Consider the following 23,234-nt stretch of genomic DNA (forward strand, 5'->3'; position numbering starts at 1 on the left):
CTATCCCTATCTTCGTGTCCGGATCAGGAGATGCCTTCACATGCACCGCACCGCCGGAAACGTCAGGGCAAAGAACAAGAAACCAAAATTGGAGGGGAACAGGTGACAAATAGGAGGGATAAAGATCGCCTCCTATTATTTCTTACTGTCACCCCTGCCACGGAGCTTCACACCCCGATTTTCCGCAAGTTTTCTTATTTCCGGCATGAGGACCGTCTTGAAATAATTGCGAGTCAGTTTTTTCCGCTTTGTCGCAAGAAATGCGAACCGACTATTATGGTCCATTGGGGCTTCGTTATTTTTCAAGAGTCGCTCTTCTTCGTCGACAGCCGCCATAATCAGATCTTCATCTGAACATCTTCTGGTCGACTCTTCCCTAGGAACCGCTTCTAGATTTTCTGAAACAAGGTGGCTGATTTCCTGTCTGTTCACAGCGGTAGACAAGGACTGAGAAGGCTTGCTTCCAGAGTTTATATCTCTTGCACAGACTTCTATGTCGACAGCACACCATGTCTGTCTACTGTTACTCCCAAAGACCTTTAAGCCTTCAAGAAACAGGCCATTTTCATCAACATCGTCAGGCCACGGCATACCGATACGACGCCGGGCCCACATGCGGTGGTGGCACTCCCTGATGTCACCATAATCGCTCTGCGTATCGACAAAGCCCGTCTGAATATTAGGTTGAACCAACACTTCTCGGACTTTTTTATCGACTTGATCCCACTTTGCCCCGAGACCCCAATCATAATTCAACGCTTTAGATAATTGCTCGTTTGGCCATTCCGCCCCTGGAGGAAGAGGCTGGCCCTCAACGATACCCCTAACTTTAAGTATTCTACGGCAAGCATCGTCTCGGTTCGCCTGAAAACCACCAAAGCGCTGCACCATGCGGGCGATGATGACGAACGCTTCTAACTCTTCAGCCGCCCAGAGCGGAATTAATTCATGCAGAAACACGCGCTCACCACGAGCAAAGCGCTCTGCTGCATCTAACTGATGACCCATAGCCGCCCCACGCCAGCCGTCCCCACGCATGAACTGGAGCGGCGCGGCGAGCCAGACGTGGGGTTCCGGCGTTCGGCGGCCAGACCTAGCCGCGCCATCCGTCACCATGCGCCCGGCGCCAAAAGGAAACAAGCCGTGAACATACCCAGCGCGGACCAGCCCAGACGAGGCTAAAGACAGCCCGGTCATGCCATCACCTCAGAGCCTTGCCAGAGTGTCTTGAAAAGCCCGTGCTCAGCTTCTGGCAGGCTCAGCGCCGCAGGGTCCAGAACGTCCGTCAGGTCCTGCCCACAGGCTGCCATAAGGACGGGCAATGCTGAGGACAGACACCGCATGATCCGCGTGACATTCTCGGACCGATACAAGGGGGCACTTCCCCCCACCGGCTCCAGATCCACTGCCTGGAGCGTTTCCAGTGCCGCGAACACCTGAACCGTAGCGTCCACCAGGGAGGCAGACGGCAGAAGCGGCATCAGATCATGCAACAGCAGTTCGACACTTTCGGCCGCCTGCGCATCAAGGGCAGACCAGCGCCGTTTCCGTATCTCCTGCCCGTCTTCCAAAGCTTCAAGGTAATCAGTCCTTTGATCCTTAAGCTTCTGAGCCCGGCGCATACGAACAGCAGCCTCATAGGGCGAAACCGGCCCCACAGGCGCGGATACAACTGGCTCCGCCGGGCGAACCTGCATGACCTGTGCCTGATCACGTATGATGGCCGCAGCGACCTGCCCAAACCAGTCTGGAGCCTCACGGATCATCTGCTCATAATCAAGCACCGGCCGTCCTAATGCCTTTAGAGCTTCCATCTGGGCTTTCTGGCCTTCCGGCGTTGTCGCACGCTGCACCAGAAGATCATCCAGCAGCTCACGTGCCCGATCAGAAACAGCCTGAGCCTCAGGACTGGCTGGAGCCGTCTCCATAAGCGCATCCTTAGCCCGCACAGTCTGCACGAACTCACCGCACAGACGGATCAGAACAGCATCCGGCGACACATCAGCCGCGTTCTCTCCGCCCGCATTAACCTTGAACGTCTGCATCACAGGAGCCCTCCCTGCATGTCTTCCAGCAGGGAGCGCATCATGGCCTCCCGCATGTTACGCGGAACCACCGCATCCCCCAGAACTAACCGCGTGGCTCTACTTTTGGCCTTAAGACCATCCAGACTGGCTGCCTTCGTCTCACAGACCGCAGCAATCAACGTCTGACGCCGGGCCAGCAGTCCCCCCAGGCGAGACGCAGGAAGACTGTGTGCCTGGTCAAGCTGACGTTGCCGCTCTCTTTCCGTGGCAGCCAGATCCGCGCAAAGGCCGACCAGGTGTGAATCCACAGGAGGCGGACAGAACGAAAGAGAGTCCGCCGTAATGGCGTCTGTCCCTGTCATGGCTGCCAGCCCGGCGAGACGGCCCAGACCCGCTACAGTCGCCATTCTGGCCTTGGACTGATCGTTCATCATGAATGCCCCCTTTCCGCTTTCGCAGACGCCAGCAGGAGGGAGGAATGGGTATGGTGATGACCAGCCCGCGCCGGGCCATGCAGGTGCTCCGGCTGAGCAAGTGTCACGACAGACAGCAGGAACAGACCTGCCCCCAGAACAGCAGGTGCGGCCTCAGAAACAAGGTGCGCAGAAGCAATCACTGCCCGGCGCAAGCCGGACGTGGTAAAGGCATGAATAGCCATTGCCGAGGTCCCTCTCGGTATGTGGTTAGGCTGGGCGAGGTGTTGGTAGCACCTCATCCAGCCGTAAAACGGTTTGTTCCTTGCAGAACGATACGGAGAGTGTCACTCTCTCACATCAGAAGCAAGCGGAAATGATATTGTGGATACCATTTCAGCGGCACAGGTGAGAGCAGCAAGAGGATTGCTCAACTGGAGCCGCGATGAATTAGTGACTGTCAGCGGCGTTCCAAAAAGCACTCTTGTCCGCTTTGAAGATGGCGCAACAACCCCGCGTGCCAGCACGATCACAGCCATCCGCAAAGCCCTGGAAGCCGCAGGCGTAGAGTTCATCCCCCAAAACGGAGGCGGCCCCGGCGTGCGCCTGAAAGAGGAGACGCCCCGATGAGCAACGGCGAGATCATTCTCTACAACACCGAAGACGGTACGACCTCAATCCAACTCAAAGCCATAAACGGAACAGTCTGGCTCAGCCAGAAGGAGTTAGCTGAGTTATTCGCCCGCGACGTCACCACAATCAATCAGCATATCCGGGCGATATACGAAGAGGGCGAATGCGTACGTGAGGCAACTATTGGGAAATTCCCAATAGTTCAAATGGAAGGAAATCGTGAGGTTTCTCGCGAAATCGAGGTGTATAATCTCGATATCATTCTTGCCGTTGGGATGCGCGTTCGCTCGCAACGTGGAACCCAGTTCCGCCGGTGGGCCAACAGCGTCCTCTCAGAGTATCTCGTCAAAGGCTTTGCCATGGATGACGAGCGCCTGAAGGACCCCAAACATGACTATTTCGATGAGCTGCTCCAGCGCATCCGGGATATCAGGGCCTCAGAAGCGCGTTTCTATCACAAGGTTCGCGACATTCTGAGCCTGAGCCCCGATTATGACGCGGACAGCCCAGTATCTCGAAATTTCTACGCCACCATCCAGAACAAAATGCTCTACGCAATAACCAGCCATACAGCGGCTGAACTGATCATTGAACGATCTGACCCAAATGCACCGAACATGGGTCTGACATCATGGTCCAGTAGGCGAGTGTGCAAGGCAGATGTAACCACTGCCAAAAACTACTTGGGCAATCAGGAAATCCAAGAACTCAACCAGATCGTCACGATGTTTCTTGAGACGGCAGAATTTCGAGCCAAGCGACGTAGCACGATTGCCCTTCAGGAGTGGACGGGCATCCTTGATAACTTTCTGAGCGGTAACGAGCTTCCAGTTCTTCGTGGAGTAGGACGGCGCTCCAAAAAGCAGGCCGATGACATTGCCCACCAACGATACGAAGCCTTTGATTCGAGCCGCAAACTTGCAGACCGCCAAAAGATGGAAAGCGAGCCAGACATAGACGTGAGCGTCGCTCTAGAAGACATCGAGAAAACTGTGCGGCTTACTCGAAAGAGAAGGCAGGACTGAGCGCACTGCATCAGAACCCAGAACATTGAGCAAAACAGTCATTGAGAACGTCAGGAGAAACAATGCGCGGCCTTAACACCAAAACACTTCTCATGACTCTCACGCTGTTTGCTCCCATCACAGCCTTCGCAGATGGGGTGTTTCATCCCGCTGGGCAGTCCTATGCCTGCGTAAACCCACGAGCCACGCGCGCCCTCGCCAACCATGCAGATCCGCGCCAGAACGATCCGGGCTGGGTTCACTTCGTTATTACTGATGGCCGATGCTTCCAGGTTGAGCCCAGCGAGAAATGGGAACAAATCAGCCAGGAAAACGGACTACTCCTCTTGCGCCGCGATCCGCCACGCGCAGGGATGCCCCCACTGTTCTTCCTTCCAGAGCAGGTATCCGCTGGCCTGCCCATACCTCCCCAGTCTTCCGCAGAAGCCCCACCGGGCGGACCAGTGCAACTTGCCCCCGCAAGCCCTGACCAAGAGGTCTCACAGCCTTCTAGCGAGACCACGGATATTTTGCCTAAAGGCTGGCAGAAACCACGGCACGACACAGAGGCTACGACCAACGAGGCACCAGAAGACAATACGCCAGGTGAGCCCACGCCTTCTGTCACATCCACTGCTGTTCCCAGTTCTGCAAACACCAAAGATTCAGGTTCGGGCGGACTACTGATATGCGCCCTGATAGCAGCAGGCCTGATCGGATATTTTGTACTTCGGGCACGCCGCCGGGCCGCACGTAAACGCCGGGCTTGGGAAATCATCGACAAGGAAATTCGCGACCAAGGAACGGCTTTGCAGGTTCGCCGCCTTCAGCTGGTGACAACAGACGCCTATGGCACAATTCATCTGACCAAATGGGCCAAGGAAATCGGCTATTTCTGCAACACCCGGGTTTTACCTCTTCTCCAGGTAGAAGGCTTGGCCGATCAATGGCCGCTGCTGAAAGACCAGGCACAAGCACGCATTGAAGAAATCGCCCAACGTATGCCGCCCGGCGCTGTTCTCAATCAGAAGCCACTGAGCGATCCACGTGTCTTCGACCCTCAGATGAACCCCTTCGATTATGAGCGGCATTGTGCGCTGCTTCTGGAGCAAGCCGGATGGAACGCCCGCGTCACCCAGGCAAGTGGCGACCAGGGCGCGGATATCATTGCTACCAAAGGCGGCCGGAAGATCGTGGTTCAATGCAAACTCTATAGCCAGCCGGTCGGAAACAAAGCCGTACAGGAGATCTACACCGCCAAGCAGCACCAGCAGGCAGATGAGGCTATCGTGGCCTCAAACGCCGGTTACACAATCCCGGCCCGACAGCTCGCAGCCACAACAGGCGTACATCTACTGCATCATCAGGAGCTAGCTTCGTTTTGTGAAAGATTGGCGGCTTAGATGTCACGCTGGCTCAACCTGTAAGGATTTCTTACAAGTTGCCTTTCATGGCTTCCAGCGTGCGAGCTTTCCAACTCCCCGGCTTTTCCAGGGCAGCTCCAGAAATGTACCTGGCAGCGCATCTTCCGAACATGTCACAATTTGACGCCACCATTGCAGGAGCATGGCACCACGGCGAAAGATATCACGCTCCTGATTCCAGCCTCTGGCACAGACCACCACGATCAAGCCTGTCTCCTGAATAGCGGCTGCCTCATGCCTACGGCGTTTCATTGCTGCATCGGCTGTAATCAGAATATTCCGACCTTCTGCACCATTCGTGAGTAGCCGGAATAGATCGGTATCTTTTGTCCCGCGAAGGCCCAGCGAGACGACAGAGGCAATGTCATAGGGCTCAGCTTTGGCTATTTCTGCGAGCATCCGTGCCAATGGTGGCGGATGGTTCTCGTCGAAAACGAACCTCAAGCCGCAAGCCGCTGATTGATCTTGAACTCAAATTCAGCAGCCTGCGTCACAGCCTCTTCCGGAACCTCCCACCAGGACGCGACTTTCCGTGCATCCCCTTTCTCAGCTCTCAAAGCTTGTGCAAGTGCCTGTGTCGGAACACCTGAGCAATCGATAGGCCGCCCGAATTGGCGGTGAGCATCCACAACAATTCGATTCAGGTCAGCATAGGGTTGCCATGTCTCTGCGAGGCCATCTGTGTCACTGAAGCTTAAAGAACGCCGGAAGCTTGTTTCCAGCACATCCAGCATAGCTCCATTCCCATCTGTCAGATCGATAAGGCTCTTTTCCGGAGCCTCTTCAGCCGCCTGGAAGAACACAGCCTTGCCGTCCGTATGGAATTGCCCGGAGGCAAAGGGATGATCCGTTCCAAACATGCGCCGGGCGTTCTCCACCATGCGCCGAATAGCTTGAAGTGACACGCCAGATGCCCGCAGTTCCTGGACGAAACGTATCTCCACGAGATTAAGGAAAGTCAGTCCCTCATGCCCATCTTCTGGTTGCAGTTCAGGGCTTAGGACAGCATCAGCACCATGCCCAAACAGCCAGGCACGAATACGCGGCGCAGGAACACGCGCCAGCAATGCCGCTTCCGAGACGGTATAGACGCCTTTCCCGATGATGTTCTGTTTATCCGGCATGTGCACCCTCCACGATGGAGGCCATAAAACCCCGCAAAGCCACGCCTGCGACACGGCAGAACTCGGCTATCTCTCGCCTATAGATCATGCTGCCTATTAGTTTTGCAAGTGACCCGTATCGCCGGGCGTCATATGCCTCAGGACCGCCGCAACGCAATCACCCGGCTTCCAGCCGTATTGAGTTCTGAACCCTCAGCCACCTGAAAGACATGAGCGGCCCAGTTATCCAGGGCAATCTCCCGTTCCTTCAGGAACTCATGCCGCTGATAGACGGCCGCCACTCCCTTAATCGTCCCCTGAACATGGTTCAGCACCCGATCAGCCACATGAGGCCCAACCCCTAGGCGGGCCATAACCGTCACGCCCGTTCGTCGCAGATCATGCAATCGCCAGCCCGGCGCGGGCATGGCGCAGACTTCTTTTCCCGGCGATTTTTCAGCGCTCTCAACCTCAATCAGTCTCTCCAGCCGTTCTTTGGCTCCTGAGAAGTCGGAGATTGGCGTCCTGCCTGTATTCGTGAACACGTAAGGGGAGATGGCCCCTGTCTTCGGATCTGTCTGCCTATGCAGCGCAGCCAGGACATGCCGTGCAGGTTCCGACAAATGGACGATATGCACTCTGCTGTTCTTTGTCCGCTCAGCAGGAATGGTCCAGGTGGTCAGATCCGGTGAAATCTCCTCCCAGCGCATTTCTGCAACCTCTGCCCGCCGTTGTAGGGTGAGCAACAGCAATCGAAAGAACGGCCCGAAGGGATAGGCCATCTGTCCAGCCGCCCGCCATATCTCACCGATTTCCTCATCTGTCAGAACGCGGTCCCTTGAGACTTCACGCCCTTCGACGATCAGCCGGGCGAAAGGGTTATCCTCGACCAGCTGACGCTTCACAGCCCAGGCATACATGGCGCGGGCATAGGCTTGCAGGCGCCGGGCCGTGGTGGGGTGCCGTTCTGCAATCTCATCAAGCCGGGCCTGTAACTCAGAGACTGTTAAGGATTGCGCCGGGCGGTTCAGGAACAGCTGGAAGTTATACCGGATGCGTTGCGGGCCCTCCCGCCTATAGGTCTCGCTATGCTCCCTGAGTGCCATGGCAGCCCAGCGGTCAATCAGCACGTCCAACGTCAGGGCATCTATCGCTGCTTGTGCGGCCTGCTCCTGTAGGGAGGCTTGATAGGACACCACTTCCGCCCGGCGCTCACCCACGGGATCTCCGCCAGCAAGAACACGCCCACGAGCCTCCTCAGCCATCTTCCGAGCCTGGGCAATGGTCAGAGCACCATACTCTCCCAACTTGAGGCGGCGGACCTTTCCTGCGTAGCGATACTGAAACAAGAACAGCTTTGTCCCAGTGTCAGTGACACGAACGAGAAAGCCTTTGGTCTCCGTATCCGAAAACACAGCGTCCCGTTTCCCCGGCGGGCAGGTGAGAGCGTCTATTTCCCGCTTCGAAAACCTCATGCCCAGCCCTCAATAACACCTTTAACACCTACGAAATCGAAAGGTGTTAGTGAGAAAACCGGATAAAAACACAGTAAAATCAATATATTATATATGTGAGTAACACCTATAACACCTATAACACCGTAATTGTGTAGCTCCCTGAATTTCATTTTGCCCAATTCCCCTCTCTGAACCCGCTGACGAGTTTTTCCGGACTCAATCCGGACTCATTTGAAATAGCAATAGGGGCGTTTCGGTGCGTCTCTTTGCACAAACCGTCTCAGACGCCCTTTTATAAGGCGTTGTTATTGCGCGGTTTTGCGCTTTACTGCGTCTTAACTGTATTTCGCCGGGCGTAACTCTTAATCAGCGGGTCCAAGGTTCGAGCCCTTGTGTGCCCACCATGCCCGTCTCCGGTTGTTTCCCAAAAATTTTATACTGACCGACCAAAGCCCGTTATACGGGTCTTTTCGTGTTTCCGGGCAGCCCCTGAAATCCAGAGACTGCCTTGGGCTTTCAGCCCCGGAAATCAGGCAGTTCGTTGACCGTCACGACACGCCACAGGCAGTCGATGCGTTCCAGAATGGTGATGGACAGGTTCTGGATCGAAAAGCGCAACGCCGTATCGGGATGAACGCCCAAAGCATGCGCCAGAGCCGCACGGATGGCGCCTCCATGGCTGACGACAACCATGTCCCGGCCTTCATGCGCATTCGCCAGATCCTCAAGCCCGTGCCCCACGCGCGCGCAGACATCCAGCATGCTCTCCCCGCCCGGCGGAAGCTCACAGGCGGAAATGGACCAGAACGGATTAGGCGGCAGCCGAAGCAGGGACATGAACTCACCATGCGGCGTGCCATGCCAGTCTCCGATGGACTGTTCGATGAAATGATCGTCTATCGTCACATTCTGCGGAAACGCCCCCGCTCTGCGGATCTCGGCAGCGGTGTCGCGTGCCCGCTGGAGCGGTGAACTGTACCACAGCGCATCCGACGGCAGACGCCGCGCCAGCGTAGCATAGCCGCCCTGCTGGCTCGCCATCGCCTCGCGGCACAGCGGCACGTCGAGCGCGCCATACATCGTCTTGCGAGCGCTGGCTTCCACGACCGCATGACGGATCAGCCAGAACCGGGTCACACCCTTCGGCAGTTCCGGCGTATCGAGAAAATGCCCGTGCGGGACCGCTTTGTCTGTCTGGGTCATGACAACGGGGCGTAACGGGGGACAGGGTTCGCGTCCAGCAGAACATCCCAGTGCTTCAGGATCAGTTCCAGTTTTCCAAGCACGCGGCGCGCATCCATGCATTCACGCTGCAACCGACGCTCCTCGTCCAGCCCTTCATGCGACGGCTCACCCGAAACCAGTCGCGCGCCCGCACACAGACGTAGCGCTCCGGCCGGTCCATCAACCAGCGGATGAGGCACCGGCACCGGCTGCCCCAGCACACAGAGTAGACTGCCCTCGCCTTCCGTCACCCAGGGCGACAGATCCGCATTCAGCCAGCGATGCAGGCGCCGCGCGTCTTCCAGCGCCAGCGGGTGACCTGGAGCATGGGGATCCTCAACCAGAAAGGACAGGATGGTCGGCACTGCATCCCAGCGCCCGTCATCGAAAGGCGTACCCATCGGCAGCATGGTCAGCGCCGGACGGGCCTTAACCATGGCCACGGCTTCCGTCATGAACCGGGTCAGACGGCTGCGAATGACAGGATCGGGCAGCGCAAACAGCGCATCCATTTCCGCCAGAGCCGCATACCACCGCAGCGCCAGACCGATATTGTGACCATCATTGAGCGCCGAGGCATCCGCCCCTTCGGGCCATTCGTCCCGGTTGCCATAGGCACGAAGCCCCCTCGGGAGCGACAGGAACGGCAGGCGACTGCGGATTTCAGGAGGAAGAAGAATGGCCCCGCAGAAAGGCGGCCCGGTAAAGAACTTGGAGCCGGTGATCATGACGATGATCCCCCGTTCCACCCATTCCGCCACACGCGACGGGCTCAGCCGCGCCTGACAGACATCAACAACAATGCTGAGCTGATCACCCAGCTCCGTACACAATTCCCAGACCAGCTCCATGTCCGGTGCTGCCAGCCCGGTCTTGGACTGATCCAGCCGGTGCAGCAGCACATGCCGCCCTTCGGCCACTTCCCGACGCACCAGAGCCGTACATTGCGCATTGATCTCGGCCACCGGCCGCGCCGTCCCGTCAGCCCCACGGATATCCACACCGATCAGCCGCGTCTGTGGCGAAAACCCTTCGATCACCTCGCCTTTGCCCACCAGCGTGGAACAGGCACTGTCGGTCGCGAAATGCCGCCCGCACGCCGCAAGCGGCACCCCGCTGCCCGTTTCATCCGGAGCGAGAAGAATGGACGTGACCGGCCGCTCCGTCCCGGCTGCCACAAGCGCCAGAACTGCCAGTTCGCAGTCCGTGCCCGAAGCTGACAGCAGCACGGCATCTTCCGGAAGACCAAAATGCGCCCCGATCGCCTCGCGGGCCCGGCGCACGACACCTTCCTGCACCAGATCGGGATCCTGCTTGGCCAGCAGCGCGCTCATCATGCCGCGCCGGGCCGCTTCCGCCCCCCCAAAACCCCGTTCGGACAGCGAGGAGGCCGTCGATGACCCAAAAGTGATCGCCCACGGCCGTGGACGATGAGAGCTGGAATAACGGTTCAGCCCGGTATGCGGATCAACCGCAAGCCGGGAGTCCCCCCCGCTGCTCATCAACGTCTCAGCAGGGGCCAGAACGGGCCAGAGGCGCGCCAGAACCCCCTGAAGCCGCTCGGCTTCATGCTGTGTGAAAGGCGGCAGATCAGGCAGGAAAGCCCCCAGCGTCTGCCAGCTCTGCAACAGGGCCGAGGCTGAAGGGACATCGTCACTAAAGACGGCAAGCCATGCCGGAAGCGGCGCGACATCGCCCGTATCGAGCGCATGGAACAGCGCCGCCACGCGCGCTGCGGCAAAACTGGCCAGATACGGATTGGCGCCCGGTTCCAGCAGCCGCATCAGTTCGATGGCATGTCGCAGGAAAGTCGGCGCAAGACGCGGCGCTTCAAGACAGGGTCCACCCAGAGTAAGCGTGGCCGTCTTCAGGCAGAAAGGCTGTCCCGGCTCCAGCTTTCCCTCGACTCTGAACGGAAGAGGCAGTGACACATCCAGAACAGGGACCAGCCCATCCGCAATTACCCGAAGATCGGGCCGCTCCAGAACATCCGTCAGGGAGCGTGTCAAAGTATCAGCCAGCATGTCCTGCTTCTCCTGCCTCCGCACGACTGTGGGATTAGCCCATCAGTCCGGACAGCGCGAGAGGCGAAAGCATCCCCGAGGTCACCTGCCCGGTGTCGCCAGACATGTACTGGCGTTATTTGCGCTGTTTCAACAACGCTGTAAGATAAAATTGCTCTGCCGGGGCCCAGACCCGGATATTAACCAATGAGGTTCAAATGCGGATTTTGCTGACAGGCGGCTGTGGTTTCATAGGATCGGCCGTTGTGCGCCATCTGATCCGGAACACTGAACATTCGGTTCTAAACGTTGACTGCATGACCTATGCAGCCTCGGAAGACACGGTCAGCGAAGTCGCAGGCGACCCGCGGTATTCCCATGCCCGCGCAAACATCGTGAACGGCGTGGAAATGCAGCGCCTGTTCGAGGAATACCGCCCGGACGCCGTCATGCATCTGGCCGCCGAAAGTCACGTGGACCGCTCGATCGATGGCCCCGGTGTCTTCATCCAGACGAACGTCGTCGGCACGTATTCCCTGCTCGAAGCCGCCAGGAAATACTGGAACACGCTGGGAGACGCCGAAAAGAAGGCCTTCCGCTTCCATCACATCTCCACGGATGAGGTCTTCGGCCATCTGGAGCCGAACGACCCGCCGTTCACAGAAACCACACCCTACGATCCCCGCAGCCCGTATTCGGCCTCCAAGGCCTCGTCCGACCATCTGGTCCGCGCATGGTTCCACACCTACGGCCTGCCGACCTTCGTAACCAACACCACCAACAATTACGGCATCTGGCACTTCCCCGAGAAGCTGATCCCGCTGGTGACCATCAACGCCATCGAAGGCCGCGAACTTCCAGTTTACGGCAAGGGCGAGAACGTCCGCGACTGGCTGTTTGTCGAAGACCATGCCGAGGCACTGGTCAAAGCCGTAGAAACTGGCAAGCCGGGCGAAACCTACGCCATCGGCGCCCGTCAGCCCCGCACCAATCTTGAAGTGGTCAAGAAGATCTGCGCCGTTCTCGACGAGCTCCAGCCCGACCCGGCCGGCCCGCGCGAGCGCCTGATCCGCTTCGTGACCGACCGCCCCGGCCATGATTTCCGCTACGAGATCGATCCGTCCCACGCCGAGAAGGAACTCGACTGGAAGGCAGAGCACGATTTCGAGAGCGGCATCCGCAAGACCGTGCAGTGGTATCTCGACAACCGCGCCTGGTGGGAAGGAATCCGCTCCAAGCGCTATACAGGCCAGAGACTGGGAGCCAGCAAGTGAGCACCATCGAAACCAAGCCCATGAAGGGCATCATCCTCGCCGGCGGTTCGGGCACACGCCTGTATCCGATGACGCTCGCAGCCTCCAAGCAACTGCTGCCGGTCTATGACAAGCCGATGATCTATTATCCCCTTTCCACGCTGATGCTGGCGGGAATCCGGGACATCATGATCATCACGACCCCGCATGACATGCCCCAGTTCCAGCGTCTGCTGGGCGACGGATCGCAGTTTGGCGTCAATTTCGAATACCGCATCCAGCCCTCTCCCGACGGGCTGGCACAGGCCTTCCTGATCGCCGAAGACTGGATCCAGGGTGCCCCCTGTGCCCTGGCGCTGGGCGACAACCTGATCTTCTCCGAACATCTGGGCGTCCTGCTCCGCGCGGCGTCCAACCGTCCGCAGGGGGCCACGGTCTTCGCCTATCAGGTCCGCGATCCCGAACGCTATGGCGTGGTCTCCTTCGACGAGAGCGGCCGGGCCCTGAAGGTCGAGGAAAAGCCGACCCATCCGGAATCCCACTGGGCCATCACGGGCCTGTATTTCTACGACAACCGCGTCGTGGACTTCGCCAAGAAGGTGAAGCCCAGCCCCCGTGGCGAGCTGGAAATCACCGACCTCAACCGCATGTATCTCGAAGAGGGCACCCTTCAGGTGGACCGTCTGGGCCGTGGCTGCGCCTGGCTTGATGCCGGTATGCCCGACAGCCTGATGCAGGCGGGAACCTTCGTCCAGACCATCCAGTCCCGTCAGGGCATGCTGGTTGGCTCCCCGGCTGAAGTCGCATTCCGCAACAAGTTCATCACCGCCGACCAGCTTCGCGAACACGCGAAGAAAATGGGCAAGACCGAACTCGGTCGCCTGCTTCTGGAGCTGGCTGACAGCTGATTCCTTCATACGGCTCCGGTTTTCTGCATCTTTTTGCAGCCGGAGCCGTTTTTTCATGACCAATTTTCGCAGCAGGGATTTCAGAGCATGAAGGTCGAACGTCTTTCCATTCCAGAGGTCATTCTCGTCACGCCTCCCCGTTTTGGTGACAATCGCGGCTTCTTCTCCGAAACCTACAATGTGGAGCGCATGGGCGAAGCGGGTATCGACCTGCCTTTCGTTCAGGACAACCAGAGCCTGTCGCGCCAGAAAGGCGTCGTCCGCGGCCTGCACTGCCAGCTTGCTCCCTACGAACAGGGCAAGCTCGTCCGCGTCACCCGTGGCGCCATCTGGGACGTGGCCGTCGATGCCCGCACCGGCTCACCAACCTACGGCAAATGGTGCGCCGCCGAACTCTCCGCAGAAAACTGGTCCCAGCTCTGGATTCCGCCCGGCTTCCTGCACGGCTTCGTAACGCTCGAAGAGAACACCGAAGTGCAGTACAAATGCACCTCGCTCTACAGCAAGGTCTCCGAGCGCGCGGTCATCTGGAACTGCCCCGAACTGAAGATCGACTGGCCCGTTTCCGAAGCTGACGCCGTTCTGTCCGACAAGGATCTGGTCGCACCGCATTTCTCGGAAGCCAAGGGCTGGTTCCAGTACGAAAAGTGAGCATGACGATGTCCAGCACCATCGGGTCCGGCACAGGTCCCATTCTCGTCACGGGCGGCAACGGCCAGCTTGCGACGTCCCTCCAGAACCTCGGCAACGAACGCATCATCCGCGTCGGACGTCCGGAGTTCGATTTCGATCGCCCGGAAACCATCACCGCCACGGTCGAAAAGTACAAGCCTTCGGTGGTCGTAAACGCGGCCGCCTGGACGGCCGTCGATCTGGCCGAGACGGAAAAGGACGGTGCCGAACGCGCCAACTGCTCCGGCCCCGCAGCACTGGCAGCCGCCTGCGCGAAGGCGGACATCCCCTTCATCCATGTCTCGACGGACTACGTCTTCTCCGGTGACAAGGGCACGCCCTATACCGAAGAGGACGCCACTTCCCCCGAGACTGTCTATGGCAGCACCAAGGCCGAAGGCGAACAGGCGGTCCTGACCGCCAACATCAAGAGCATCATCCTGCGTACGTCCTGGGTCTATTCGGCTCACGGCAAGAACTTCGTGCGGACGATGATCAACGCGGGCGCAAAAAACCCCGTGCTCAAGGTCGTGGGAGACCAGTCAGGCAACCCGACCAGTTCGGACGATCTGGCCGAAGCCATTCTCGCCATCATCGCCCTGATCGAGCGCGATGGGTGGAAGCCGGAATATCGCGGCATTTTCCATGCCAGCGGAACCGGTGAAACCACATGGCACGGCCTGGCCGTCGCCGCGCTGGAAGAGGCCGCAAAGCATGGTCAGACCATGCCGCAGGTCAACGCCATCCGCACCGAAGACTGGCCCACCCCCGCCAAGCGCCCACAGGACTCGCGGATGGACAATTCAAAGCTGCATCGCGTTTTCGGCGTAAAGATGCCAGACTGGCGTCACAGCGTGACGCGTATCGTCCACAAGCTGTTTTCTGAAGCCTGACCGGCAGTTGCCCTCTCCCGACGGGAGGGCAACCGGCTGTCCCCCTCTCTACCGTTGCGTCCGAATGATCCCCTTTTCCTTTCTTTCGGCCTCATGCCCAGGTGCCGGAACATGACACAGAAAAGGGCCGACTCTTCCCGTCAGGTCGCCATTCTCCTGTCGTTATACAATGGCGAAACCTATCTGGACGCGCAGCTTGGCAGCATTCTGGCCCAGACCCATCCAGACTGGACACTCTACTGGCGTGACGACGCTTCAGACGATGGCTCGCGGGAAAGAATGCTCATGTTCGCGGCTGGCCCCGGACAGGACCGCTGCGTCGAGATCACGACCCGTCACGAACGGCTGGGTGTGGCCGGATCCTATGCCCATCTGCTCGACGCCATTCCGCCCACACCCTACGTCGCCTTTGCCGATCAGGATGACATCTGGGAGCCACAAAAACTGGAATGGGCCATTGATGCCGTCAGCCGGCGCCCCGCCGAAAAGCCCACCCTGTATTGCGCCCGACAGTATCTGACAGATGCAGATCTCGTCATCTTCCAGGAATCCGCTGCCCTGCGCCGCAGACCCGATTTCCCGGCCTCCCTGACGCAGAATATCGCGACAGGCCATACCGTTCTGCTGAACGCCGCAACACACCGGCTGATGCGGAACAACCCGCCGCCGCCCTCGGTCCTGCATGACTGGTGGGCCTATCTCCTGACGGCCGCAGCCGGAGGCGATGTCATTTTCGACAACCGCTGCGTCAGCTACTACCGCCAGCACGCCCACAACACTGTCGGCGCAACCGGCTCCTTCCTCAGACGCGGCTGGGCCGCCTGGCGCCGCGGCCCCAAAGTCTTCATGACGATTTTCCGCTCCAACGTAACGCATCTCCTGAGCCAGCCGGAAAACCTGTCTCCCCCGGCCCAGCGCCTGCTGACGGACATCGCAGCAGCCCGGACATTTCCCGGCCGCCTTGGCACGCTTTTCAGATACCGGAACCTCAGACGCCAGCGGTTTTCCGAAACCACGGTTTTCCGGCTCTGGTATCTGTTCTCACGCTAGCTTCAGATAACGCCGCATGGCTTCCATGAACGGCCCGTCCTGTTCCACACTGAACGGGCGCGCCGCATCATAATCATAGACCGTCGCCGCCGGGCGTGTGGCTTTTTCCGGATCTTCGGAGGCATAACGTGGCACGATATGGGTATGCAGGGACGGCGCCAGATTGCACCAGGTCTCGTAATTGATCCGCACGGCATCGGTGACAGCCAGCAACGCATCCCCGACCGCCGCCATATCCGCCAGATACTGCGCCCGGGCTTCCCCCTGAAGATCATTGATCGTTGGCACGACCGGATCGGCGAGAAGCTGACAGTATCCCGGCAAAGGCTGCGTGTGACCAATCACCAGCCAGCCCGATTTCATCCGCCCAATAACAGAAGGGTTGCTGCCACATCGTGCGGCAGCAACCCTCTGAGCGATAACATCCGTCATGGTCGGTTCCCCTTCTGCGTGAAGGGGAAAGCGTATCATGCAGCGGCTTCAACGTCCTCGTCTTCGCTCTGCACGATCCGCGTATTCCCACGCGTGGGGCGGAAGCGCTTTTCGACCAGCGCCTCTTCAATGTCTTCCAGAGACGCACCCGCTGTTTCCGGCACGAAGAAGAACACGAAGATTACGGATGCGAGGTTCACAAACGCATAGAACCACATCGTCCAGCTCAGCCCGATGGCCTCGGCCATGCTCAGCGCGGTGCTGGTCACCAGCAGATCGGCCCCCCACAGCGTCGCGGCATGAAGGGACGTCGCCTGTCCGCGCATCGACAGCGGGAACATTTCCGCCCCCAGCAGCCAGCCGCAGACCTGGATCCCCCCGGAATTGAACATCATGAACAGCAGCAGGAAGGCGACGATCATGTAGGCGCCCACGCTGCCCGGAGCCGGATGGCTCAGGAACATCACGCCAAGCCCGACGAGCGACAGAGCAGCCCCCGGCCCCATGATGAGCATCAGGCGACGGCGACCGATCCGGTCCACGAACATGCAGCCCAGAAACGTCATGATGCAGTAGATCACGGCCACACCCAGCGATGCCAGAAGCGCAGAGGACGTGCCGAAACCGGCATCATTCAGGAAGGTGGGCGTATAATAGATCATCATCTCCAGACCGCCGCACTGCGTAAAGAACGCAACGCCAAGAGCGGCCACGAGTGCCGGGCGCACCCAGGGCTGGAACAGACCACGCCAGCCACGGTTCTTCGGGTCGATCCCTTCCGCATTCTCACGGATGGTCTGGACTTCCCGACGGATGGCCCTCTTGGTCGTGCGGATCCGGCCAAGCTGGATGATGGCACTCTTCATGCCTTCATTCTCAGCCGCCCAGCGCGGGCTCTTGGGCATGAAAAACATCGAAACGAACACGATGGCGGCCGGTATGGCTGCAACACCGACCATCGGACGCCAGCCCCAGTTCACACGCTCGGTAAAGCCGATGATGTTGGCGATCAGGATGCCCAGACCAATGGCGACATTGAACATCGTCACCAGCGTGCCACGGCGCTCCTGCGGAGCCAGTTCGGAAATATACATCGGCACGACCTGCGTCGAACCGCCCACGGCCAGACCCAGCACGAAACGCGCCGCAATCAGGCTCCAGACATCCGGCGCCAGAGAGCAGGCCGTCGCCCCCACCACGAACAGACCACTCACCATGCAGGTGGTATTCCGCCGTCCGTATTTCTCCGACAGACCGCCAGCGACAAAAGCGCCGAAGATCGCCCCCAGCAGAATGGCAGACGCCACGCTTTCCTTCATGGTGGCATTCAGACGGAAATCATCCCCGATCAGCGGCAGCGTTCCGGAGATGATGCCCGTATCATATCCATACAGACCACCGCAGATCGCAGCGACAACTGCCGCGAGGATCAGCATCAGCTTTGCGTTGGGAGAAACTTCGATGGACGCGGGGTCAATATGATCCCGTCCAGTTCGGACTGTTTTCGTATCGTTTTCCATAAAAACATAACATATCACAAAACGGATGGTTTTTCAGGCCGGGGAGAAAACAGCCGGAAAACACGCCAAAAACATGATCATGATTGACTATCGTGTCCCGAAACCGTCAGGATACGCCCCATGCAGACACCCGATACCACCCGCGACGTTCCCATCATCAGTCTGAGAGCGCTGATCATCATGCATGTGATGCTCGTCGCATTCATCCTGTTCATTCATTTCAGGGTGTCTGGTCTTACGGACTTCTGAACCGGCGCCACAGATCAGCCAGGGCATAGGACAGGGCCGCCCCGAGCCCGATCCAGAACGGGACAGGCGCGTCCGTCACCCAGGACAGCATCAGTCCACCCCATGACAGAGCGAGCGCCAGCCCGACCGAAACGGCAATGCCGGCCAGCGGTCCCAGACCGAGCTTCAGCGCCGTCGCGGCCGGCCCGATCATCAGGCTGAATGCCAGAAGCGCCCCGGCCACTTCCGCACAAGCGGCGCAGGCCAGCGCTGCCACCGCCATGAACACCACCGACACCAGACGCGCCGGAACACCCCGCGCCCGCGCCACTTCCGGCGCCAGACTGGCAAACAGCAGCCGACGCCCCAGAAACGCCAGCAGCCCCAGACACAGCACGGCCACGGCGCACAATGCCTCCAGCGTCGGCACATCAATCCCCAGAACATCGCCGAACAGCAGCGTAGTCGCCAGACTGGAACCCCGGTTGCTCATATGCAGGAACCAGGCCCCAAGCCCCAGACTGGCTGCCAGAACAAGCCCGATCGTGCTGTCCCGCTGGGCCGGAATCCCGCGTTCTCCCTCGCGCTCGGCCCCGATGACAAACCCGGCCATCAGACTGAACACCACCATCCCGGACAGCGGCGGAAAGCCGAGCCACACCGCCCCGGCCGCACCGCTGAACCCGATATGTGAGAGCGCATGGGCCGCGAACGCCTGACGCCGCAGCATCAGGAACCAGCCGACCGTCCCCGCCAGAACCGACACGACCGCCGCGCCCGCAAAGGCATGGCGCATGAAATCAAACTCGAACATGCAGCCCCCCATCCGCAAGCTGCACAACCCGCGTCACGGCCCCGGACAGCGCCTCCGTCTCATGAGACGTCAGGACAATCCCGATCCCCAGACGCTCCGTCAGATCCGTCAGCAGACGCACCGTCTGCTCCTGTCCCGCCTGATCGAGTGCTGCCAGAGGCTCATCCAGCAGCAGCAGATCCGGATTCCCTGCCAGAGCCTGCGCCAGACCGACCCGCTGACGCTCGCCGCCAGACAGCAGTCCCAGCGGACGATGCGCAAACGCCGAAGCGCCCGTCAGCGCCAGAAGCCGGTCCGCCTCCTCCCGCCGAGGCCGCAGACGCAACGGCAGTCCCCAGCGCACGCCGTCCACCGCCGCCCGCACATGACTGACTGCCGGAAGCAACAGGGCCGCATCCGTCACGCTCTGCGGCATGTAACCGATATGCTGCCGCGCCTGTGCCGGCGGCAGACCATGCGTCAGGATCTCACCACTCTGAAGCGGCACCAGTCCCAGCATCGCCCGCAGCAGTGTGGACTTCCCGGCGCCGTTGCGCCCGGACAGAAGCGTCATCCCCGAAAGCGGCACCGTCAGGGACGCATCCCGCAACACACAGGTCGATCCCGCCGTGAGCGTCACATCCCGCAGGACCAGACCCCGTTCCGGATGGCAGCAGACGCGCTTACTTTCCACCATCACCCAGCGCCTGCCCGACCGCCTGAAGAATCCCATGAACCCAGCCCTGCCAGGACTGACCGGGAGGCAGCGTCTCGCCGATCGCCACAACCGGCAGACCCACCGCCCGCGCCCGATCCACCAGCCGGTCGATCTGCGGCGAATGAATGGCCGGATTGGTAATCAGCATCCGCACTTTCCGCCCGTCGATCAACGTATCGACCTGCGCCACATCCCTCGGCGACGGCTCGGCATGATTCATGATCGCCAGCGCAAAGCTCTCATCCACGACATCCAGCCCCGCATCCCGAAGCAGCATCTCCCCCACCGGCTCCACCGCCGCCACAGGCACGGCATCATGACGCGCCTTCATCGCGGCCAGACGGGCCTGCACGCCATCCAGTTCCTTCAGGAACGCTTTCAGCCGCGCTTCCACGGCCGGAGCCGAAATCCCCGGCTGATGCGTCAGCATGTCCGCAAAGACATGCGCGACTTTCCCGACAGCGGCAGGATCGAGAAAAAGATGCGGATTATCGCCGGGCTGCCATCCGGCAATAGACGCCACCACGATCCTGCCGGGCGCAGATGCCGCGAACGGCAGCGCCCAGTCATCATAGGTCGCGCCATTCACCACAGCGATCGTGGCCCCCGCCATGGCCCGCGCCATCGAAGGCGACGGCGTCAGGTCATGCGGATCAATCCCCGGCGTCGCCAGAAGGGCCTGCGTCTGCACCTCCGCCCCCCCGATCTGCGCCGCCACATCGCACCAGGCCGCTTCCGCACACACCACGCGCACCGGGGTTCGGGAAGGTTCGGCGTGAACGACAGCAGGAACACCCAGAATCAGGGCAGCCAGCAGAAAAGCCGGAAAACAGCGCATCAGTTTCCTCGGGAAGGGGTCAAGGCTCAGACGTTATAAAGTAACACAACCGGCCTGACCATCCTTGCCTCACCAGACTTCCCGGCCTTATCCCTGACGCAGGTAAAGCGCCGCAGCAGCAGCCACCACCCTGCGCTGGTAATCCAGATTCAGCGGCAGGGTGCGGGAATGATAATCCCCGATCGCCTTCATCAGATTGCCATGTTCGTCATCCAGCGCCCTGCGCAGGATCATGGCCGCCGCCGCGATATTGAAACACGGATCAAGCGCCAGGCGCGCCGCAACCTGCGGCGCCGGCTGATGGATCATCGACGCGATCGGCAGGATCCAGCGCGAATTGATCTGCATGAGCCCGATATCGACAGACCCGTCCGTATTGGTGCTGACATGCCCCATCGTCCCGCCCTCGACCCTCTGGATCGCAGGCAGGATGCGCGGCGGAAGCCGGTAATGCAGGGCCGAAGCCAGCATGCAGGCCAGCAGACTAACAGCCATGGTTACGGACGAAACGCTGTTGAATCATGGTCCTGACCCTAGCATCGGACGCCTGCGCCTGCCATCCTGAACCCTTCAAGATGACCGCACAGGACAGGAGGACAAGCGTGCAGGACACATCCGCGACCCTGACACTGGACGCTCTCGGCATCCCCTATGAACGCCACGTCTATGACTACGATCCCTCGGCCGGAAAACTTGGCGTAGCGGCTGCGGCCGCGTTGGGCCTGTCACCGGATCACGTTCTGAAAACCCTGATGGTGCAGATCGACGGCCGTCCCGCCTGCGTGGTGCTCCCCGCGGACCGCGAACTGGATTTTACCCGCGTGGCGCAGGCTTTCGGCGGCCGCAAAGCCAAGATGCTCTCCCGCCCCGACGCCGAACAGCGCACCGGCTACCGCATCGGCGGCGTCAGCCCCTTCGGCCAGCGCAGCACCGTCCCCACCGCCTTCGAACAGTGCGGCATGGATGGCCCACCCGTCGTCATCAATGGCGGCAGCCAGGGCCTCCTGATCGAACTCTCGCCACAGGACGCCCTGACCGCCACGAACGGCCTCGTGGCCGATCTGGTCAAACCCCTTTAAGCCACGCCATAGCCACCCGGATGGTCCACGCGCCAGCGCAGGGCCGTCTCGACGATATCATCAAGCTGGCTGAACCGTGGGTCCCATCCTGTTTCCCGGCGGATCTCCGAAGAATCCGCCACCAGAACAGCCGGATCGCCCCCACGGCGCGGTGCCCATTCCCAGGGCACGGTCCTTCCGCTCACGCGTTCGACACTCTGGACAACCTCCAGATTGCTGAAGCCCAGCCCGTTGCCCAGATTATACGTCACCGACCGCTCATCGAGCTGGCTCATGGCGCGGATATGCGCATCCGCCAGATCACTCACATGGATATAGTCGCGCACACAGGTGCCATCGCGCGTCGGATAATCGTTCCCGAACAGCTTCAGCCCGGGACGGCGCCCGAGAGCCGCATCGATCGTCAGCGGAATCAGATGCGTCTCCGGCCGGTGATCTTCTCCCAGACGCCCCTGCGCATCCGCACCCGCCGCATTGAAATACCGCAGGCACGCGCTCTTCATACCGCAGATCCGGTCCGCCCAGACCAGCGCACGCTCGATCAGATATTTGCTCTCGCCATAAGGCGATCCCGGATCAACCGGTGCATCCGCCGAAATCAGCGGCGGCCGATCATCGCCGCCAAACAGCGCCGCCGTCGAGGAGAACACGAACCGCTTCACGCCATGACGCGTGCAGGCCTCGATCAGGTTCAGGGCCGTGATGTAGTTCCGGCGCAGATAAAGGAAAGGCTGGCTCATGCTCTCACCGACAAGGGACAGCGCCGCAAAGTGCAGAACCGCATCCCACTGCCTGGACGCCACCGCCCGGTCCGTCGCCTCCGCATCCGCCAGATCGACATGCAGGAACTGCGCGCCCTGAGGCACAGCCGCACGATGACCCGTGCTCAGATTGTCCAGAACAACGACGTCATGCCCGGCATCCACCAGAGCCTGCGCCAGATGGCTGCCGACAAAACCGGCACCACCCGTAACAAGATACTTCACTGACCCTATGGTCCTTCCACAGAAACACTCCGGCCGTCCGCGTCCTGAAACACGAACGACCAAAACACAGGCGTCAGATCAGAGAAGGTTCTGCGCGCGATTGAGGATCATGCTGCACACCTTCTGCTTCACCTGCCCCTTCAGGCTCGACAGGGAAAACGGATTGGTGCCACCCGTCAGAAGCTGGCCCTGCTGCCCGGCCTTGTAATCCCTGGAAGACGTCACATCCTGCTTGCCCGTCAGGCTGCTCAGGGCCGACGTCGCACTGCTGCCGCTCAGATAGTTGTTCTGCACACAGTAGCTCAGAACACCCGCAACATTGCCCGTGCTCGCGGAAGACACATTCGGCAGCATGCTGCTCATCATGCCGGTCCCACCGGTCATGCCACTCATGCCCGACATGCCGCTCATGGCATTTCCCGCACCACCAACACCCGGAATGGACTGCGCATGAGCCGAGGACACAACGAGGCCAGCAACTGCAAGAACTGCAAATACACCGTTTGAGTAACGCACCGTATTTCTCCTTCAGAGAACGTTCAGGGCAGCACCTGTCAGAAGTTGGAAACCGTCGCT

General features: G+C 60.0%; 27 protein-coding genes. 10 read left to right on the forward strand and 17 right to left on the reverse strand.

The features are described from left to right. Nucleotides 1-135 precede the first annotated feature (135 nt). The 4 genes from ABF859_RS05020 to ABF859_RS05035 are packed head-to-tail and all read right to left on the reverse strand — an operon-like array spanning nt 136 to nt 2,685. A complete protein-coding gene (locus ABF859_RS05020; RefSeq protein ID WP_415526696.1) occupies nt 136-1,197 on the reverse strand; it encodes a hypothetical protein in 1,062 nt (353 codons plus the stop codon). Beyond that, entirely contained in the window at nt 1,194-2,045 is an 852-nt protein-coding gene (locus ABF859_RS05025; RefSeq protein WP_415526885.1) for a hypothetical protein, read from the reverse strand. Before ABF859_RS05025 ends, ABF859_RS05020 begins: the two co-directional genes overlap by 4 nt. Next, nucleotides 2,045-2,461, reverse strand: coding sequence for a hypothetical protein (locus tag ABF859_RS05030; RefSeq protein WP_415526697.1), 417 nt, complete (start codon nt 2,459-2,461; stop codon nt 2,045-2,047). The genes ABF859_RS05025 and ABF859_RS05030 overlap by 1 nt, the downstream gene beginning before the upstream one ends. Next, entirely contained in the window at nt 2,458-2,685 is a 228-nt protein-coding gene (locus ABF859_RS05035; protein WP_415526698.1) for a hypothetical protein, read from the reverse strand. Before ABF859_RS05035 ends, ABF859_RS05030 begins: the two co-directional genes overlap by 4 nt. 139 nt (nt 2,686-2,824) lie before the next feature. On the opposite strand from ABF859_RS05035, the gene ABF859_RS05040 reads away from it, so the two are divergent. The 3 genes from ABF859_RS05040 (at nt 2,825) to ABF859_RS05050 (ending at nt 5,480) form a co-directional block, all read left to right on the forward strand. Then, nucleotides 2,825-3,070: a helix-turn-helix domain-containing protein gene (locus ABF859_RS05040; RefSeq protein WP_415526699.1), complete on the forward strand. Its 246-nt coding sequence runs from the start codon at nt 2,825-2,827 to the stop codon at nt 3,068-3,070. Beyond that, nucleotides 3,067-4,098 carry a virulence RhuM family protein gene (locus ABF859_RS05045; RefSeq protein WP_015072884.1) on the forward strand — a complete coding sequence of 344 codons (1,032 nt, stop codon included), beginning with the start codon at nt 3,067-3,069 and terminating at the stop codon, nt 4,096-4,098. Before ABF859_RS05040 ends, ABF859_RS05045 begins: the two co-directional genes overlap by 4 nt. 62 nt (nt 4,099-4,160) lie before the next feature. Next, nucleotides 4,161-5,480, forward strand: a complete 1,320-nt coding sequence (locus ABF859_RS05050; protein WP_415526700.1) for a restriction endonuclease — start codon at nt 4,161-4,163, stop codon at nt 5,478-5,480. Nucleotides 5,481-5,525: 45 nt separating this feature from the next. Here the strand turns inward: ABF859_RS05050 and ABF859_RS05055 are convergent, their stop codons facing one another. From ABF859_RS05055 to ABF859_RS05075, 5 genes are all read right to left on the reverse strand, one after another. Continuing rightward, nucleotides 5,526-5,945 (reverse strand): DUF5615 family PIN-like protein, encoded by a 420-nt coding sequence (locus tag ABF859_RS05055; RefSeq protein WP_061510184.1) that lies wholly within the window; start codon nt 5,943-5,945, stop codon nt 5,526-5,528. Next, nucleotides 5,942-6,625: a MerR family transcriptional regulator gene (locus ABF859_RS05060; protein ID WP_415526701.1), complete on the reverse strand. Its 684-nt coding sequence runs from the start codon at nt 6,623-6,625 to the stop codon at nt 5,942-5,944. The genes ABF859_RS05055 and ABF859_RS05060 overlap by 4 nt, the downstream gene beginning before the upstream one ends. A 137-nt stretch (nt 6,626-6,762) precedes the next feature. Beyond that, nucleotides 6,763-8,079, reverse strand: coding sequence for a tyrosine-type recombinase/integrase (locus ABF859_RS05065; protein ID WP_415526702.1), 1,317 nt, complete (start codon nt 8,077-8,079; stop codon nt 6,763-6,765). A 498-nt stretch (nt 8,080-8,577) separates the two neighbouring features. After that, nucleotides 8,578-9,264 carry a histidine phosphatase family protein gene (locus ABF859_RS05070; protein WP_415526703.1) on the reverse strand — a complete coding sequence of 229 codons (687 nt, stop codon included), beginning with the start codon at nt 9,262-9,264 and terminating at the stop codon, nt 8,578-8,580. Beyond that, complete coding sequence (locus ABF859_RS05075; protein WP_415526704.1) at nt 9,261-11,309, reverse strand: hypothetical protein; 2,049 nt, start codon at nt 11,307-11,309, stop codon at nt 9,261-9,263. Before ABF859_RS05075 ends, ABF859_RS05070 begins: the two co-directional genes overlap by 4 nt. Nucleotides 11,310-11,506: 197 nt before the next feature. Here ABF859_RS05075 and rfbB point away from each other — a divergent pair, with 197 nt between their 5' ends. The 5 genes from rfbB to ABF859_RS05100 all read left to right on the forward strand — a co-directional run bounded on the left by rfbB (nt 11,507) and on the right by ABF859_RS05100 (nt 16,064). Beyond that, complete coding sequence (gene rfbB / locus ABF859_RS05080) at nt 11,507-12,562, forward strand: dTDP-glucose 4,6-dehydratase (RefSeq protein ID WP_415526705.1); 1,056 nt, start codon at nt 11,507-11,509, stop codon at nt 12,560-12,562. A gap of 20 nt (nt 12,563-12,582) precedes the next feature. Beyond that, the gene (gene rfbA, locus ABF859_RS05085; protein WP_415526886.1) at nt 12,583-13,449 is read left to right on the forward strand and encodes a glucose-1-phosphate thymidylyltransferase RfbA; all 867 of its coding nucleotides are present in this window, start codon (nt 12,583-12,585) and stop codon (nt 13,447-13,449) included. Nucleotides 13,450-13,536: 87 nt separating this feature from the next. Next, complete coding sequence (rfbC, locus tag ABF859_RS05090; protein ID WP_194259402.1) at nt 13,537-14,100, forward strand: dTDP-4-dehydrorhamnose 3,5-epimerase; 564 nt, start codon at nt 13,537-13,539, stop codon at nt 14,098-14,100. Between the two features lie 2 nt (nt 14,101-14,102). Continuing rightward, nucleotides 14,103-15,014, forward strand: a complete 912-nt coding sequence (rfbD, locus tag ABF859_RS05095) for a dTDP-4-dehydrorhamnose reductase (RefSeq protein WP_415526706.1) — start codon at nt 14,103-14,105, stop codon at nt 15,012-15,014. 111 nt (nt 15,015-15,125) lie between these two features. Further along, nucleotides 15,126-16,064 (forward strand): glycosyltransferase, encoded by a 939-nt coding sequence (locus tag ABF859_RS05100; RefSeq protein ID WP_415526707.1) that lies wholly within the window; start codon nt 15,126-15,128, stop codon nt 16,062-16,064. On the opposite strand, the gene ABF859_RS05105 is transcribed toward ABF859_RS05100, so the two are convergent. Both ABF859_RS05105 and ABF859_RS05110 read right to left on the reverse strand, forming a co-directional pair. Then, nucleotides 16,056-16,496 carry an HIT family protein gene (locus ABF859_RS05105; RefSeq protein ID WP_415526708.1) on the reverse strand — a complete coding sequence of 147 codons (441 nt, stop codon included), beginning with the start codon at nt 16,494-16,496 and terminating at the stop codon, nt 16,056-16,058. The genes ABF859_RS05100 and ABF859_RS05105 overlap by 9 nt on opposite strands. Nucleotides 16,497-16,531: 35 nt before the next feature. Further along, a complete protein-coding gene (locus tag ABF859_RS05110; protein WP_415526709.1) occupies nt 16,532-18,016 on the reverse strand; it encodes a sugar porter family MFS transporter in 1,485 nt (494 codons plus the stop codon). A 120-nt stretch (nt 18,017-18,136) separates the two neighbouring features. Between ABF859_RS05110 and ABF859_RS05115 the strand changes: the two genes are divergently transcribed. Next, on the forward strand, nt 18,137-18,265 hold the full coding sequence (locus ABF859_RS05115; RefSeq protein ID WP_415526710.1) for a hypothetical protein: 129 nt from the start codon (nt 18,137-18,139) through the stop codon (nt 18,263-18,265). Here ABF859_RS05115 and ABF859_RS05120 read toward each other — a convergent pair. The 4 genes from ABF859_RS05120 to ABF859_RS05135 form a co-directional block, all read right to left on the reverse strand. Continuing rightward, nucleotides 18,252-19,058 carry a metal ABC transporter permease gene (locus tag ABF859_RS05120; RefSeq protein ID WP_415526711.1) on the reverse strand — a complete coding sequence of 269 codons (807 nt, stop codon included), beginning with the start codon at nt 19,056-19,058 and terminating at the stop codon, nt 18,252-18,254. The genes ABF859_RS05115 and ABF859_RS05120 overlap by 14 nt on opposite strands. Further along, nucleotides 19,045-19,734 carry an ATP-binding cassette domain-containing protein gene (locus ABF859_RS05125; protein ID WP_415526712.1) on the reverse strand — a complete coding sequence of 230 codons (690 nt, stop codon included), beginning with the start codon at nt 19,732-19,734 and terminating at the stop codon, nt 19,045-19,047. Before ABF859_RS05125 ends, ABF859_RS05120 begins: the two co-directional genes overlap by 14 nt. After that, a complete protein-coding gene (locus tag ABF859_RS05130; RefSeq protein WP_415526713.1) occupies nt 19,721-20,593 on the reverse strand; it encodes a metal ABC transporter solute-binding protein, Zn/Mn family in 873 nt (290 codons plus the stop codon). Before ABF859_RS05130 ends, ABF859_RS05125 begins: the two co-directional genes overlap by 14 nt. Before the next feature lie 87 nt (nt 20,594-20,680). After that, nucleotides 20,681-21,088 carry a lytic transglycosylase domain-containing protein gene (locus tag ABF859_RS05135; protein WP_415526714.1) on the reverse strand — a complete coding sequence of 136 codons (408 nt, stop codon included), beginning with the start codon at nt 21,086-21,088 and terminating at the stop codon, nt 20,681-20,683. 80 nt (nt 21,089-21,168) lie between these two features. On the opposite strand from ABF859_RS05135, the gene ABF859_RS05140 reads away from it, so the two are divergent. Then, nucleotides 21,169-21,672 (forward strand): aminoacyl-tRNA deacylase, encoded by a 504-nt coding sequence (locus ABF859_RS05140; protein ID WP_415526887.1) that lies wholly within the window; start codon nt 21,169-21,171, stop codon nt 21,670-21,672. Here the strand turns inward: ABF859_RS05140 and galE are convergent. Next, a complete protein-coding gene (gene galE, locus ABF859_RS05145; RefSeq protein WP_415526715.1) occupies nt 21,669-22,658 on the reverse strand; it encodes a UDP-glucose 4-epimerase GalE in 990 nt (329 codons plus the stop codon). The genes ABF859_RS05140 and galE overlap by 4 nt on opposite strands. 78 nt (nt 22,659-22,736) lie before the next feature. Continuing rightward, nucleotides 22,737-23,174 (reverse strand): DUF2501 domain-containing protein, encoded by a 438-nt coding sequence (locus ABF859_RS05150; RefSeq protein ID WP_415526716.1) that lies wholly within the window; start codon nt 23,172-23,174, stop codon nt 22,737-22,739. Nucleotides 23,175-23,234: the final 60 nt, after the last annotated feature.

Origin of the sequence: Gluconobacter sp. (assembly GCF_047722525.1) — a bacterium.
Classification (GTDB): domain Bacteria; phylum Pseudomonadota; class Alphaproteobacteria; order Acetobacterales; family Acetobacteraceae; genus Gluconobacter.

Coding starts and splice junctions, on each gene's coding strand:
- ABF859_RS05020 (WP_415526696.1), bottom strand. CDS start 1,197: ATGACCGGGCTGTCTTTAGCCTCGTCTGGGCTGGTCCGCGCTGGGTAT.
- ABF859_RS05025 (WP_415526885.1), bottom strand. CDS start 2,045: ATGCAGACGTTCAAGGTTAATGCGGGCGGAGAGAACGCGGCTGATGTG.
- ABF859_RS05030 (WP_415526697.1), bottom strand. CDS start 2,461: ATGATGAACGATCAGTCCAAGGCCAGAATGGCGACTGTAGCGGGTCTG.
- ABF859_RS05035 (WP_415526698.1), bottom strand. CDS start 2,685: ATGGCTATTCATGCCTTTACCACGTCCGGCTTGCGCCGGGCAGTGATT.
- ABF859_RS05045 (WP_015072884.1), top strand. CDS start 3,067: ATGAGCAACGGCGAGATCATTCTCTACAACACCGAAGACGGTACGACC.
- ABF859_RS05050 (WP_415526700.1), top strand. CDS start 4,161: ATGCGCGGCCTTAACACCAAAACACTTCTCATGACTCTCACGCTGTTT.
- ABF859_RS05060 (WP_415526701.1), bottom strand. CDS start 6,625: ATGCCGGATAAACAGAACATCATCGGGAAAGGCGTCTATACCGTCTCG.
- ABF859_RS05065 (WP_415526702.1), bottom strand. CDS start 8,079: ATGAGGTTTTCGAAGCGGGAAATAGACGCTCTCACCTGCCCGCCGGGG.
- ABF859_RS05070 (WP_415526703.1), bottom strand. CDS start 9,264: ATGACCCAGACAGACAAAGCGGTCCCGCACGGGCATTTTCTCGATACG.
- ABF859_RS05075 (WP_415526704.1), bottom strand. CDS start 11,309: ATGCTGGCTGATACTTTGACACGCTCCCTGACGGATGTTCTGGAGCGG.
- rfbB (WP_415526705.1), top strand. CDS start 11,507: ATGCGGATTTTGCTGACAGGCGGCTGTGGTTTCATAGGATCGGCCGTT.
- rfbA (WP_415526886.1), top strand. CDS start 12,583: ATGAAGGGCATCATCCTCGCCGGCGGTTCGGGCACACGCCTGTATCCG.
- rfbC (WP_194259402.1), top strand. CDS start 13,537: ATGAAGGTCGAACGTCTTTCCATTCCAGAGGTCATTCTCGTCACGCCT.
- rfbD (WP_415526706.1), top strand. CDS start 14,103: ATGACGATGTCCAGCACCATCGGGTCCGGCACAGGTCCCATTCTCGTC.
- ABF859_RS05100 (WP_415526707.1), top strand. CDS start 15,126: ATGACACAGAAAAGGGCCGACTCTTCCCGTCAGGTCGCCATTCTCCTG.
- ABF859_RS05105 (WP_415526708.1), bottom strand. CDS start 16,496: ATGACGGATGTTATCGCTCAGAGGGTTGCTGCCGCACGATGTGGCAGC.
- ABF859_RS05110 (WP_415526709.1), bottom strand. CDS start 18,016: ATGGAAAACGATACGAAAACAGTCCGAACTGGACGGGATCATATTGAC.
- ABF859_RS05115 (WP_415526710.1), top strand. CDS start 18,137: ATGCAGACACCCGATACCACCCGCGACGTTCCCATCATCAGTCTGAGA.
- ABF859_RS05120 (WP_415526711.1), bottom strand. CDS start 19,058: ATGTTCGAGTTTGATTTCATGCGCCATGCCTTTGCGGGCGCGGCGGTC.
- ABF859_RS05125 (WP_415526712.1), bottom strand. CDS start 19,734: ATGGTGGAAAGTAAGCGCGTCTGCTGCCATCCGGAACGGGGTCTGGTC.
- ABF859_RS05130 (WP_415526713.1), bottom strand. CDS start 20,593: ATGCGCTGTTTTCCGGCTTTTCTGCTGGCTGCCCTGATTCTGGGTGTT.
- ABF859_RS05135 (WP_415526714.1), bottom strand. CDS start 21,088: ATGGCTGTTAGTCTGCTGGCCTGCATGCTGGCTTCGGCCCTGCATTAC.
- ABF859_RS05140 (WP_415526887.1), top strand. CDS start 21,169: ATGACCGCACAGGACAGGAGGACAAGCGTGCAGGACACATCCGCGACC.